Origin of the sequence: Virgibacillus sp. JSM 102003 (assembly GCF_041949995.1) — a bacterium.
In the GTDB taxonomy this organism is placed as follows: Bacteria; Bacillota; Bacilli; order Bacillales; family Amphibacillaceae; genus Lentibacillus.
The window spans coordinates 225128-238384 of record NZ_JBHFQH010000004.1 but is presented as its reverse complement, the minus strand read 5'-3'; the positions used below and the strand labels follow the sequence as shown (position 1 = coordinate 238384).

The 13257-nt window shown below is 37.0% G+C and carries 15 protein-coding genes; 13 read left to right on the top strand and 2 right to left on the bottom strand.

Annotated features, from left to right (window positions below; genetic code table 11):
- Positions 1-273 precede the first annotated feature (273 nt).
- From cyoE to ACE1TG_RS06540, 7 genes are all read left to right on the top strand, one after another.
- The gene (gene cyoE / locus ACE1TG_RS06570) at positions 274-1215 is read left to right on the top strand and encodes a heme o synthase (protein WP_375051561.1); all 942 of its coding nucleotides are present in this window, start codon (positions 274-276) and stop codon (positions 1213-1215) included.
- Positions 1216-1280: 65 nt separating this feature from the next.
- A complete protein-coding gene (gene coxB / locus ACE1TG_RS06565; protein WP_375051560.1) occupies positions 1281-2333 on the top strand; it encodes a cytochrome c oxidase subunit II in 1053 nt (350 codons plus the stop codon).
- Positions 2334-2387: 54 nt separating this feature from the next.
- Positions 2388-4241 carry a cytochrome c oxidase subunit I gene (ctaD, locus tag ACE1TG_RS06560; protein ID WP_375051559.1) on the top strand — a complete coding sequence of 618 codons (1854 nt, stop codon included), beginning with the start codon at positions 2388-2390 and terminating at the stop codon, positions 4239-4241.
- Between the two features lies 1 nt (position 4242).
- Complete coding sequence (locus ACE1TG_RS06555; RefSeq protein ID WP_375051558.1) at positions 4243-4866, top strand: cytochrome (ubi)quinol oxidase subunit III; 624 nt, start codon at positions 4243-4245, stop codon at positions 4864-4866.
- 3 nt (positions 4867-4869) lie between these two features.
- A complete protein-coding gene (ctaF, locus tag ACE1TG_RS06550) occupies positions 4870-5193 on the top strand; it encodes a cytochrome c oxidase subunit IVB (RefSeq protein ID WP_375051557.1) in 324 nt (107 codons plus the stop codon).
- Between the two features lie 325 nt (positions 5194-5518).
- A complete protein-coding gene (gene ctaG, locus ACE1TG_RS06545; RefSeq protein WP_375051556.1) occupies positions 5519-6427 on the top strand; it encodes a cytochrome c oxidase assembly factor CtaG in 909 nt (302 codons plus the stop codon).
- A gap of 433 nt (positions 6428-6860) precedes the next feature.
- On the top strand, positions 6861-7316 hold the full coding sequence (locus ACE1TG_RS06540; protein ID WP_375051555.1) for a DUF420 domain-containing protein: 456 nt from the start codon (positions 6861-6863) through the stop codon (positions 7314-7316).
- A 32-nt stretch (positions 7317-7348) separates the two neighbouring features.
- Here the strand turns inward: ACE1TG_RS06540 and ytvI are convergent, their stop codons facing one another.
- Both ytvI and ACE1TG_RS06530 read right to left on the bottom strand, forming a co-directional pair.
- Positions 7349-8407, bottom strand: a complete 1059-nt coding sequence (ytvI, locus tag ACE1TG_RS06535; protein ID WP_375051554.1) for a sporulation integral membrane protein YtvI — start codon at positions 8405-8407, stop codon at positions 7349-7351.
- Positions 8408-8584: 177 nt separating this feature from the next.
- Positions 8585-8950, bottom strand: a complete 366-nt coding sequence (locus ACE1TG_RS06530) for a YugN family protein (protein WP_375051553.1) — start codon at positions 8948-8950, stop codon at positions 8585-8587.
- Between the two features lie 157 nt (positions 8951-9107).
- Between ACE1TG_RS06530 and ACE1TG_RS06525 the strand changes: the two genes are divergently transcribed.
- The 6 genes from ACE1TG_RS06525 to ACE1TG_RS06500 all read left to right on the top strand — a co-directional run bounded on the left by ACE1TG_RS06525 (position 9108) and on the right by ACE1TG_RS06500 (position 12849).
- The gene (locus tag ACE1TG_RS06525) at positions 9108-9536 is read left to right on the top strand and encodes a CBS domain-containing protein (protein ID WP_375051552.1); all 429 of its coding nucleotides are present in this window, start codon (positions 9108-9110) and stop codon (positions 9534-9536) included.
- 263 nt (positions 9537-9799) lie between these two features.
- Positions 9800-10864, top strand: coding sequence for a CAP domain-containing protein (locus ACE1TG_RS06520; protein WP_375051551.1), 1065 nt, complete (start codon positions 9800-9802; stop codon positions 10862-10864).
- 497 nt (positions 10865-11361) lie between these two features.
- Positions 11362-11760, top strand: a complete 399-nt coding sequence (gene ylbD, locus ACE1TG_RS06515; RefSeq protein ID WP_375051550.1) for a YlbD family protein — start codon at positions 11362-11364, stop codon at positions 11758-11760.
- Between the two features lie 10 nt (positions 11761-11770).
- Entirely contained in the window at positions 11771-12004 is a 234-nt protein-coding gene (locus tag ACE1TG_RS06510; RefSeq protein ID WP_375051549.1) for a YlbE-like family protein, read from the top strand.
- A gap of 57 nt (positions 12005-12061) precedes the next feature.
- Positions 12062-12505, top strand: coding sequence for a YlbF/YmcA family competence regulator (locus ACE1TG_RS06505; protein WP_375051548.1), 444 nt, complete (start codon positions 12062-12064; stop codon positions 12503-12505).
- Between the two features lie 68 nt (positions 12506-12573).
- On the top strand, positions 12574-12849 hold the full coding sequence (locus tag ACE1TG_RS06500; protein ID WP_375051547.1) for a YlbG family protein: 276 nt from the start codon (positions 12574-12576) through the stop codon (positions 12847-12849).
- The last annotated feature ends 408 nt before the right edge of the window (positions 12850-13257 follow it).

Genomic DNA, 13257 nt, shown 5'->3' with positions numbered 1-13257 from the left:
CTCAAGCTATGGGAAAACTACATATTATATTTTACGGTACAAAGGCTTAAATAGCCTTTTGTTTTATTTTAGGTCTCTATTTCACAAATTTGTCACATTTAGAGGTTTAAAAAAGTGAAATCACGTAATGTAGTAAATAGATTGTATTACAATTCCATGATACAATTAGAATAATTAACTAGGATACTTTTGGGAATACTTAGGTATGATAAGTAGTATGCCTGGAATTTATTTTGTTCTGTTTGTTGGGATTAGAAGGGGGGAATATATATAATGAATAAAGTGGAGACTACTTCTTCACCTCTAATTGATAACTCAGCTGTAGCAAAGGATAAGGATGTTACATTACTTACTGATCTTAAAGCGTTAATCAAAGTTGGAATTGTGAATTCTAACCTAATTACGACATTGACCGGTTTTTGGCTGGCGCTTTATTTCACAAATACATCTTTTGCAGCCAATTGGGGCGTCTTTCTTCTAACGATGGCTGGGAGTGCCCTGGTTATCGCCGGTGGTTGTATCATGAACAATTGGTATGATGTAGATATTGACCCTATTATGTCGAGAACGAAAACGCGCCCGACAGTAACTGGAAGTATATCGCTGAAAAGTGTCCTGTTCTTAGGTATTTCAACTACCACATTGGGACTTATTCTTTTACTGTTCACAACAGTAGAAGCAGCATTAATTGGATTTTTTGGCTGGTTTACATACGTTGTACTGTATACCATGTGGTCAAAACGCAAATATACCTTAAACACAGCAATTGGCAGCTTTTCCGGAGCGGTGCCACCATTAATCGGATGGGCAGCTATTGACCCTGGCCTTCATATAGTAGCTTTTGTACTATTCCTAACTATGTTTATTTGGCAAACGCCGCATTTCCTGGCTTTGGCTATGAAAAAATCGAAGGAATATAAGGCTGCAAACATACCAATGCTCCCTGTTGTACATGGCTTTGAATTTACAAAACGACAAATTGTCGTCTACATTGCATGCCTATTGCCACTGCCATTATTTCTGGCGTCATTAGGAACAACATTTATGGTAATTGCTACATTACTGAATGTTGGATGGTTAGCTCTTGGGATTAGTGGTTTTTTTACAAAAAATGATTTGAAATGGGCGAATATGATATTTATATATTCCTTAAATTACTTAACCATCTTATTTTTACTTATGGTTGTTGTAACATTTGAGTTCCCGTTTATTTAAACTCGTCCTTACTTATACAAATTAATATATAAGGAAGTTACAAAGAGAAAGAGAGGTATGAATACATGAAAGGTTGGATGGGAAGATTCAGAGCATTTTTTTTGTTAGGTTCGTTAGCACTAGTGTTATCTGCATGTGGTAAAGACAACTTAACTGCTCTAGTACCTAAAGGGTATGGCGCAGAGTCCTCTATGGATTTAATAATTATTTCGACAGTTGTAATGTTGTTTGTTTTTGCTGTTGTAATGCTTGTATATGTGGCAGTTCTGCTGCGCTATCGTAAGAAAAAAGGTCAAGAGGACTTTATTCCGAAGCAAGTTGAAGGTAACAAAACACTTGAAACGATTTGGACTGTTATTCCAATTATCCTGTTGATTATTATTGCAGTACCTACTGTAACAGCAACATTTGATTTAGCGGATAATTCTGGTTCAAAAGATGGATTGAACGTTCAGGTTACTGGTAATCAATATTGGTGGCATTTTAATTATGAAGGACAACAAATTCAAACAAGTCAGGATTTATATGTCCCAGTTGATACAAAGATTTATTTATCTATGAAATCTTCAGATGTGCACCATTCATTCTGGGTACCTTCTATTTCAGGGAAAATGGATGTATTGCCAGAGAATGAGAATAAAATGTATATTGAAGCATATGAAGAGGGCGTTTACTGGGGTAAATGTGCCGAGCTTTGTGGCCCGTCACACTCACTTATGGACTTTAAAGTGGTTGTGGTCAGCCAGGAAGAATTTGATCAGTGGGCAAAGGATATGAAAAATGTAAATCCTGATGATCAACCGCAGGATGCTGTTGCACAGGAAGGAAAATCGCTCTTCCAGCAGAATAATTGTATGGGTTGCCATGCGATTGGTTCATCTCCAGTACAGGTTGGACCTAACCTTACCAACTTTGGTGACCGTTCCAAAATAGCTGGTATTTTAGATCCGACAAAAGAAAACTTGGTTAATTGGATAATGGACCCTGAATCTATAAAGCCAGGAAATAAAATGACTGGTAATTACCCTGAGGTTTCAAAAGAAGAGGCTGGTAAAATTGCTGAATACTTATTGCAATTAAAACCATCTGACATTACACCTGAAAGTGCAGGAAATTAATAAACATACACATATAAATCAAGGGATGGAAGATGTTAAAGGGAGGTTTAACTCGTGAGTATAGCAGCTACTCAAAAAAGAGGCTTCGGCGCTGTGCTATGGGATTATTTAACCACTGTAGATCATAAAAAGATTGCTCATTTATATCTGTTCGGCGGTGGATTTTTCTTCATACTCGGTGGATTAGAAGCCATGATTATACGTATTCAATTGATCAAACCTGAAAATGACTTTGTCAGTGCGGGTTTGTATAATGAAATTCTTACGATGCATGGAACTACGATGATATTTTTAGCGGCAATGCCCTTATTATTAGGCTTAATGAATGCCGCCATGCCTCTACAAATAGGGGCAAGGGACGTTGCATTTCCGTTTTTAAATTCATTAGGCTTTTGGTTGTTTTTGTTCGGCGGGCTTATTTTAAACTGTAGTTGGCTTTTAGGTGGAGCACCTGATGCAGGGTGGACTTCATATGCACCTTTGTCAACCACGTCACCAGGACATGGTGTTGATTTCTACGTGCTTGGTTTACAAATATCAGGTGCTGGTACGTTAATTGGTGGTATTAACTTTCTGGTTACCATTATTAACATGCGTGCACCTGGAATGACATACATGCGCATGCCATTGTTTTCATGGACAACGTTTATAACAAGTATATTAATATTATTCGCTTTTCCAGCATTAACAATAGGTCTGTTCCTATTAATGTTTGACCGGATGTTCGGATCGGCATTCTTTGATGTTTCGCTCGGAGGAAACACCATTATATGGGAGCATTTATTTTGGATTTTTGGTCATCCGGAAGTATACATTTTAATATTACCAGCATTTGGTTTGTTTAGTGATATATTCTCTACATTCGCTAAAAAACGCTTGTTTGGTTATACAGCAATGGTGTTTGCAACTATCTTAATCGCATTCTTAGGTTTCATGGTTTGGGCTCACCATATGTTTACTGTAGGTCTTGGTCCTGTAGCTAACTCAATCTTTGCGATTGCGACAATGGCTATAGCAGTTCCAACCGGAATTAAAATATTTAATTGGCTTGCGACATTGTGGGGCGGTAGTATAACCATTAACTCAGCAATGCTTTGGGCTTTAGGCTTTATTCCTACATTCACTATTGGAGGGATGACAGGGGTAATGGTAGCTTCAGTTGTTGCTGACTATCAATACCATGATACGTATTTCGTTGTTGCCCACTTCCACTATGTAATTGTAGGTGGTACTGTTTTCGGAATCTTAGCAGGTCTGCACTATTGGTGGCCTAAAATGTTTGGACGGATTCTCAATGAAAAGCTAGGTAAAATTGCTTTTTGGACATTCTTTACTGGTTTCCATTTAACATTCTTTATCCAACATTTCTTAGGTTTGATGGGAATGCCTCGTCGTTACTGGGTGTTCTTAGAAGGTCAAGGGTTGGATACAGGTAACCTTATTAGTACAATTGGCGCTTTCTTAATGGCAATTGGTGTTATTATATTCTTCTATAATGTAGTTTACACAGCAGTTAAGGGAGAAAAAGCACCTGATGATCCATGGGACGGCCGTACTCTTGAATGGGCGACATCTTCACCGCCTGTTCATTATAACTTTAAACAAACCCCATTAGTACGCGGATTAGACGCACTATGGGTTGAAAAAACGGAAGGTAAAGGAAAAATGACACCTGCAGAACCATTGGGTGATATCCATATGCCAAACGGATCAATCCTTCCATTTATTATGTCATTCGGTTTATTTATAGCTGGATTTGGTTTCATTTACCAAGTTAATTATACTTGGGCTTATATTCCTTTATTCGTTGGTATGGGTATATTACTTGGTAGTATGCTAATCAGATCACTTAAAGATGATCATGGTTACCATATTACAAAAGAAGAACTTGAAAGGGAGGCTGACTAATATGAGTCACGATCATTCCTTAAATCCCGAAACAATGCCACACGAACCAGAAAAGGCCACTCTTGAGGGTAAAAATAAATTCCTTGGATTTTGGTTCTTTCTTGGTGGTGAAACAGTTTTATTTGCGTGTTTATTCGGAACATACATTGCGCTGAAAAATGCAACGGCTGACGGCCCTACAACAAATGAACTCTTTGGGCTTGAGCTTGTATTCATAATGACTATTCTGTTATTAACAAGTTCATTGACAAGTGTATATGCGATGTATCATATGCATAACAACAACTTTAAGAAGATGCAGCTTTGGTTAGGTATTACAGCTGTACTTGGTTTTGCATTTTTAGGTTGTGAATTGTATGAGTTTAATCACTATATACATGAGTATGGCTTTACATTTCGATCATCTGCATTTGGGTCAGCCTTCTACACCTTAGTAGGCTTCCACGGAGGTCACGTTACATTTGGTCTGTTGTGGCTTCTGGCATTGATGATTCGTAACGCAAAACGTGGATTAAACTTATACAACGCACCAAAGTTTTATGTATTCAGTCTATACTGGCACTTTATTGATGTTGTATGGGTGTTTATATTTACAGTTGTATATTTAATGGGAAAGGTGGGTTAATTAATGGCAGAGAACACCAATTCCAACGAAGTTAATCCATATCAAAAGCATAAAAATAAACTTGAGATGCAAAAGCAGTTAATTACATTTGCATTAATGATTTTATTTACAATTATTGCTTTTGTAATTGTTGCCTCGGGTGTGATGCAGAAAATGTTCGTCATACCAGTGCTACTTATTCTAGCTGTCATCCAAGTGGCATTTCAGTTCTACTATTTCATGCATATGAAAGATAAGGGTCATGAAATGCCAGCCTTAATGATTTATGGTGGTATCTGGGCAGCACTGTTAACATTAGCAGGATTAGGAGTAATAACTTGGTGGTAAGATACAGAAAAGATCGGGACTAATTGTCTCGATCTTCTTTTTGGCGTTTTAGGAAAGTGTTTATACTTTCTTAACGGTAACTAAGACTTATCTATATTCATGTAAGCACTCCAAAACATAAGGGGCTAAGGAAGCAAAATTCACTTTTACGATTAACCCAAGTTTATTAATATTGATACTGCTTTAGAGGTGTGCAAGATTAGTAAGACTTGGTTGGTAAAGCGTATGACCCTCTTTTGTTCGCAAATTGTCACATTAATGGTGTGTGATTATGGAATAAATGCGTTATAATAAAATACATAATCCGTTTATGGAGTGAGATATTATGTGGTTGGAATTACAGATTTTTGGCTTTCGCGCCTTGTGGAGTCCTTATTTTCTAATATTTGTAATGGGACTTGCTTTGGCTTATTTTTTGATAACTGGACCTTATCGACACAAGTTTGGCGGTGGAGATAGGCCGTCTAAAAAACAACAGAGTCTTTTCTATGTTGCTTTGTTTTTGTTATATACAGTAAAGGGGTCACCAATAGATTTACTGACTCACATTATGTTAACGACTCATATGATGCAGATGGCAATTTATTATCTGGTTTTTCCTATTCTGATCATCAAGGGGATTCCAAAGTGGTTATGGGAGAAGATTGTTCTTAGACCTGTTATTAAGCCTGCATTATCGTTTTTATCAAAACCGCTGATTTCAATATTGTTGTTTAATATATTATTTTCTTTTTATCATTTACCAGCTATTTTTAACTTTGCCAAGTCATCTCAGATTGCACATTCGTCTATATCGGTTACAATTTTAATTGCTGCATTTATTGTATGGTGGCCGGTCTTAACTCCGATAAAAGAGTTTGATCGTATGCCTCCACTTGGGAAAATACTTTACATTTTTGCTAATGGTGTTTTAATTACACCGGCATGTGTATTAATTATCTTTGCGGATGTACCGATTTATGCAACTTATTCACAGGATGGTGCTTGGATGCAGGCATTAGCTTTGTGTGTACCTAATGATGTTTTACAGGGATTAACATACGCCATATCAGGTCCTGAAATGTTCTCTCCAATGACTACACTGGAGGATCAGCAGCTTGGTGGAATTATTATGAAGATTTCACAGGAAATCACGTATGGTGTGATTCTAGCAAAAATTTTCTTTGGCTGGTTTAATCGGGAAAGCCTACGGATAGACCCGCTGCCGGTGGCTAATGAAAACGAGTATAGTTAGAATTTACGATATTAACGTTTTATAATATATTTTCATATAGGTTGCTTTCTAAAAAATGTTGCTTTTCTAAGTGATGAATTTTAGACGTAGTTCATATAATTGCGAATTACTTTTTAATAAGCTTGAGCGCTATAATGCCGCTCCGGAAATTCACTCCGCGCACCTAGGGCGGCTGATGAGCCTCCTTGCTCATACGTCGCTGCGTAGTCTCATCTAGGGCACTAGCTCCCACGGGAGTCTATGTGTATTTCCTCCGCTGTAGACTGGAATAGGAATCGCTATATAAATATGTGACAGCACTATCACTAGCCCGTAGCGATGCCGGACGGCGGGACGAGAGTTTATATTCGTAGTTTATATCTACTGTGACGGTTAATAATCAATAAATTTTACAAAAAGAGTCTTTATATAAATAGAAAGGAAAAGTGTAATTATGCCGTTTTTACCGACGATAAGCACGTTTTTCATCGTAACAAGTGCCATTTTGGTGGCATTTGGGTGGAGATTTATTTTAAAAGGGAATGCAAATGCACATAAAAAAACAATGATTTCAGCTGCTATTAGTGCTTTAATATTCTTTATTATTTATGTGTCACGAACTATTTTTATTGGAAATACGAGCTTTGGTGGTCCAGATGACATCAAGATTTACTATACAATCTTTTTAATATTTCATATCTTTCTGGCAACAACCGGTGCTATTTTTGGGGTTGTGACAATTACTTTAGCATTAAAGCGTAAAATAAATATTCATCGAAAAATCGGCCCGGTAACCAGTATTATTTGGTTTTTTAGTGCAATTACAGGGGTAATGGTTTATTTACTCTTATATATTATTTATGACGGTGGTCAGACCACAAGTATGTTAAAAGCAATATTAGGAGGATAATATAAAGTGTGCGAGCTAAATGCTCGCACACTTTATATTTTTATATTCCATTTTATTATTTTAGCTTCTTTAGCTGAATTAAAGGCAATCAGGAATAATGGCCCTAATATAAAGCCAAGTATACCCAACAGCTTAATTCCTAGAAACATGGCAATAAGGGTGGCAAGGGGAGATAGTCCAATATGCTGCCCCATTACTTTTGGTTCGACTGTTCTTCGTATGGCCAATAATATAATTGCCAGTATCGCTAACTTTATGCCCATTACTGTGTCACCTGAAATCAACATAAATAGTGACCATGGCCCAACGATTATAATCGACCCTATAATTGGAATGAAATCAACTATCCAAACAATAAGTGCCATTATAATAGCTACTTCAGGTGCTATTAAAAATAAGCCTAATAAAGTAGCAATAAAAATAATGATGCTGACAAGAAATTGTGCTTTGAGAAATCCGAGTACAACACTTGCAAGTCTGTTATTCATAAAGGAAACCTTTTCAGCTGTTTCTTTTGTCATTAAATTATACAATTTCGCTTTAAGCAGCGGTAATTCGAGCATGAATAAAAACAGTGCAATTATGTACACAAGGAAACTGATAAGATACTGCGGTACTTGTGCAAAGATTTGTGCTATATTCTCAATAGTTATTTTTTCTTTTGCTGCATTACTTAAATTAGTGAGGTGTGATTCTATGCTCCCGGAAATCTGGTTTATAAATTCAGGTGGTAAACTTTGTGTGTAACTTTCAAGACCTGCTTCCCATTCTCCATAAACAGTATTAAGTTCATTAAAGTGTGAAGGGATATCTTCTACGAATGTAACAACTTGTGTAACGGCTTTTGTTACGACAAATGACCCCGAAATCCCCATGAATATTAAAAACAATAGGAACACGACAATTACTGATGATTTCCGGCTGATTTTAACTTTTCGTTGTAGAATCCTAACTAAAGGGTTAAGAATTAAGGCTGTAACTAATGCGACAATTAAAGGTATAGAGACTGGTAGTATAAAGTAAAAGACTAGTATTAGAAATATCGTTAAAAAAATTAATGTCCATTGGCGTTTAGATATAGATCGAAACAATTTGAATTGATGTCTCCTTTCTTTAATTAGGATAATTATGTATATAAAAAATATAGCACTAATTACGTGGTTTGAACAGATAAATATAGCGATATAAGTGATAAAAAAACCAACTGCTCTTATTATTTTTAGCAGTTGGTTTGGTTTAATAGTACTTGTGTATTGTCTGTTACCTGTTTATTTTTTGTATTTGTCAATTTCTTCTTTGACTTTTGATACCAGGTTAGTTGCACGTTCCACTAGGTTTTCAGGGAAATTTTCCTGTTCACCATATTCTACTCCATGTGGGTAATAATGTTTACCGATTAATGGTGTTGTAAGTTTAATAACAGCGTTTCCACGGTCGACGTCACCTTCGACTGCATAGCCAAAAATACGAATATAATATGTAATGTTTTTTTCTTTCGAACCGATTTTATAGTCATAAGTGACACGTTCGTAATCCCACTGGCCACCACGAATAAAAGCGTGTTTTGCCATTAGGTGATCTAATGGTTTCACATCAACAATAGAATCTTCAATGCCTGTATTTTCTAATCTCATTTTATCCACCTCACATCTTTTTCCTCACATAACAATAATAATACGAAATAGCTCAAGTTGCAATCGAAAAGAAAATTCAAAGAATGGATGAAAGTTATTTAGGAAATTGGGAATGAATAATAGGTGATACGATAAAATCAACTAAGGAGGAAGCGTTATGAAAGCTACTAAAGAAATAATGAGTACGGACATAGTTGTTTGTCGAAAAGATGATACGTTACATGATGCAGCTATGAAGATGAAAGAGAGAAATGTTGGTGTGATACCTGTTTGTTCTGATGAAAAGGAACTTCTAGGTGTAATAACCGACCGTGACTTAGTTTTAAGAGGGTATGCTGATAAGAAACCAGATACAACAAAGATACAGGAAGTTATGAGTGATAAACTGCATTTCACTTCACCAGATACTTCAGTAGAGGAAGCGAGTAATTTAATGGCTGAAAAGCAAATCCGACGTTTACCCATTGTCGATAATGGTAAACTAGTAGGTATTGTTTCACTGGGTGATCTTTCACTTGAGGATAAATCAAATGATGCAGCAGGTCATGCCCTTGAAGAAATTTCGGAGCGGCCAGAACTTCATTAATGTAGTATAATGAGAACAGCCGTATAAGTTTATACGGTTGTTTTCAATTGGAAGCTATAAAGTAAAAATCCTATCTTACTCCATAAAAGCAGCTAGTTTTTCACACCAGAATGTGAGGATTCTTAGCAATCTAAATACGTTTTAATACTAGTCACATAACGAGAAGCTAAGTAAGTTTTCTAAAAAAATAGAGAAAAGAGAATGTACTCGGAAACTCTCACATACAGTTAATAATAAAAGGTTGAATAGAAGGGGAAGCATATATGCGGTTTATTCGAGTAATTGCACTGCTAGTTTTAATTATAATCGGTGGTTATTATCTTTATGAAAAAAATCATCTGCCTTCCCAAAAGGCAATAGATGATTTTAGCAGTACTTTGGAAACTAAGGGAAATATGCAAAAAACCAAGCAAATACCTGAGGAGAGATCAACTATTCCGTTGGAGGGGGATATTTTTAAGTGGATAGATAAGTCAACGGATGAGTTAACTGAAACTCTCGGAGAACCAGTGAGAAGAGACAGAAGTGGATATGGATATGAATGGTGGGTATACAAAGATCAGCATAAACAATACATTCAATTTGGAATAGATGATAATGAAATTAGAACAATATATGCTGTTGGAAAGGATTTATCACTTGAACCTATTGAAATAGGGCAGGACTATGAATCAATAAAACAGGAGTTCTCTATTACAAATGAAGTTTCATATCATAAAGGGCTTGCTTCCTATACATTTCGTTTAAAGGATGAAGAATTACAGGCACGACCATTAGTAAAGCTAACGGACGATATATTTATGCAGCTCTATTTCGATACATTTACAGAAAAGTTGTCATCCATCCGGATATTATCTGCCGATTTACTCTTACAGCATCGTCCTTATGAGATGGAGTATCGAGGTGATTTGCCTGAAAAACCTAACCTCACTGATAAACAATGGGAAAAAGTGGAAACAGGAATGGAACAGCAGGTTTTTGATATAACAAACGTTATCCGGAATCAATATGATGAACCCTCATTAAAATGGGATAAAACCGTTAGTACTGTTGCTTATCTTCACAGTAAGGATATGGCTGTGAATAATTACTTTTCCCACTATGGCCTGGATGGGGATGGTTTAAAGGAGCGATTAGCAACAAAAGAAGTGTTTTATCAGGCAGCTGGTGAGAACATAGCTGCACAGTATCCGGACGTACCATCAGCTATGCATGGTTGGCTAAACAGTGAAGGACACCGGCAGGCATTACTGAAAGAGGATTATACACATTTAGGGGTAGGCGTTTATCGATTTTATTACACACAAAACTTCTTAAAAAAACAATAGGTAAGAATTGAAAAAACGCATAAGACGATGCGTTTTTTTATTTCTTTAGGAACTATAAAATTCAAGTGCTGTGTATAACTGGAATGCCGAATCAGTCACGTCCAGCTACGACGTACAGGACGTGGCGTTCTCAACGGCCAGCGCCGTATGGACTTCCCTCCCCGTGTCTACGATAAAGAAATAAAGGATGTTCGACTAAAACCACCACATCCTGTTGCAACGTCGACCCACCCGCAGCGATGAGCACAGTTCATACGGCGCTGAACAGGCGCTTGCGCTTTTGTGCTTGACAGTTAAGAAAGTCTCTTTATTAGATCATCAAAGCTATTTGCCATTAAGTCCTAACTCTAAGAATTTATGCATGAAAAAAATTCCCTTTTACAATTAGCCAAGTTATCTGAGGTAGAATATAATTGTGCTTCTTTGTTCTACGCACAGTGTTTGATTAAACTACATAAAATAATTAGTAACAGATAACTATGATGAGGTGAAAAGTAGTGAGTGATGATAAGCTCCACCCTAGTGTTAGGGAGTTTAAAGTATTTATGAATAAGCATCCATTGCTTATTGAAGAAGTCCGTAAAAGCGGAAGAAGCTGGCAAGAATATTACGAGAAGTGGGCATTACTTGGTGAAGATGATCCGTTTTGGGATAGCTATAGGAATAATCAGAAAGAAGAGGTTGGAGGCAAGTCAAAAGAAGGAAAAGCTGAATTGTTTGGTCAGTTGATGAAACTATCGGAAAATGTCGATTTAGATAAAGTGCAAAAGCAGGTACACCAATTAAGTAGTACCATTACAACAATTCAAGATGTATTAGGCCAATTTCAGACAAAAAAAACCCCTCCGCAGCAATTCAGGAAACCAGATAATCCGTTTAACTGGGGTCGGGATTAGAGGTGAAACAATGCAGACATCAACATATCAATACTTGCAACAAAATCCCAAACTAGCTAATTTTGTGCGCTATAATCCGGTGTGGTATCGATATCTTTCAAGAGATCCTTATAGGGTTAGTGAGCTCCACAAGGAATCAAAGAAATTCTATGGAAAAACAATTCCTCAACAAGTTGAGAAAATAGGTAATCAAGTACAAATGGTCAATATGCTTATTCAATTTGCAGGGGCAATGAAAGATTAACCGAATAACGTTTTCATTAAGGGAATTACATGGTAAAATTAAGTAGGAGGTGAAAAAATGATTGGTACAATGGAATATGTAGATATACTTGACCATTCTGATATAGTCAGTGATATGATTCAAAAGTCAGATGTTATGGAAGCCTACGAAGATTCCCTTAATAATGTAAGAAAAGATGATGAAGCACAACGGCTTATAAAAGCGTTTAAAGATACAAAAGGTCATTATGAAGACGTTCAACGTTTTGGAAGGTATCATCCTGACTATAACCAAATTATGAAAGAAGTCCGTTCTACAAAGCGTGAAATGGATATGAATGACAAGGTTGCAGCGTTTAAGATTGCTGAACGTAACTTACAAAAGCTGCTTGATGAAGTAAGTGAGTATATTGCTTTTAGTGTAAGCGATGATATTAAAGCACCGAAAGACGGAGCAGCATTAAGTGATGGCGGCTGTGGTCACGGTCACGGAAGCGGCGGTTGCGGTTGTAAGGCTTCTTAATAATTATTGATGTATACGTTATTATCTGATACACTTATTTGCAAACATAATGTTAGCGGGGATATCCGATGATAACGAAACGTCAAGGGTTAATTGTTTGGTTTCAGCATATGAAAAACTTAAAACAGATAAAGCGTTATGGACACCTAATATACTCTTCCAGAAAGTTAAAGTATGCAGTAATTTATGTGGATCAGGAAGAATTGGAAATGATAGAGACTAAATTACTGAAGCTTTCTTTTGTATCCAAGATTGATCGGTCATATAAACCTTTTATACGAACCAACTATGAAAATGCTAAACCTGATAAGGCTAAACAATATGACTATAAAATGGGAATTTAAACCTTTGCGGTGATACATAAGGTGACCGCAAAGGTTTTGTTTTGGTATATAGGAAATTATAAAAATTAAGTTCTGTGGATACTGGACATCAGAATCAGCGACATCCAGCTCCGACGTACAGGACGTGGCGTTCTCACCGGCCAGCGCCTAGCGCCTAGTGGGCTTCCCTCCCCGTGTCTACGATAAGAAATAAAGGATGTTCGACTAAAACCACCAGATCCTGTGGCAACGTTGACCTACCCCCACGTCCTGTGGGGCAGCTTACGCTCTTCGTGTATCCTTTATCTCACACGGGAAAAGGAAGATCGACTAACACCGCCGCTTTGCGCGGCAACGTCGACCCACACGCAGCGCTGAGCGCAGTCCATTCGGCGCTGAACAGGCGCTTGTGCTTTTGTTCTGTTTAGG

Bases quoted from the DNA above. Each gene is read 5' to 3' on its own strand.
- cyoE (WP_375051561.1), top strand. From the start codon at position 274: ATGAATAAAGTGGAGACTACTTCTTCACCTCTAATTGATAACTCAGCT.
- coxB (WP_375051560.1), top strand. From the start codon at position 1,281: ATGAAAGGTTGGATGGGAAGATTCAGAGCATTTTTTTTGTTAGGTTCG.
- ACE1TG_RS06555 (WP_375051558.1), top strand. From the start codon at position 4,243: ATGAGTCACGATCATTCCTTAAATCCCGAAACAATGCCACACGAACCA.
- ctaF (WP_375051557.1), top strand. From the start codon at position 4,870: ATGGCAGAGAACACCAATTCCAACGAAGTTAATCCATATCAAAAGCAT.
- ctaG (WP_375051556.1), top strand. From the start codon at position 5,519: ATGTGGTTGGAATTACAGATTTTTGGCTTTCGCGCCTTGTGGAGTCCT.
- ACE1TG_RS06540 (WP_375051555.1), top strand. From the start codon at position 6,861: ATGCCGTTTTTACCGACGATAAGCACGTTTTTCATCGTAACAAGTGCC.
- ACE1TG_RS06530 (WP_375051553.1), bottom strand. From the start codon at position 8,950: ATGAGATTAGAAAATACAGGCATTGAAGATTCTATTGTTGATGTGAAA.
- ACE1TG_RS06525 (WP_375051552.1), top strand. From the start codon at position 9,108: ATGAAAGCTACTAAAGAAATAATGAGTACGGACATAGTTGTTTGTCGA.
- ACE1TG_RS06520 (WP_375051551.1), top strand. From the start codon at position 9,800: ATGCGGTTTATTCGAGTAATTGCACTGCTAGTTTTAATTATAATCGGT.
- ACE1TG_RS06510 (WP_375051549.1), top strand. From the start codon at position 11,771: ATGCAGACATCAACATATCAATACTTGCAACAAAATCCCAAACTAGCT.
- ACE1TG_RS06505 (WP_375051548.1), top strand. From the start codon at position 12,062: ATGATTGGTACAATGGAATATGTAGATATACTTGACCATTCTGATATA.
- ACE1TG_RS06500 (WP_375051547.1), top strand. From the start codon at position 12,574: ATGATAACGAAACGTCAAGGGTTAATTGTTTGGTTTCAGCATATGAAA.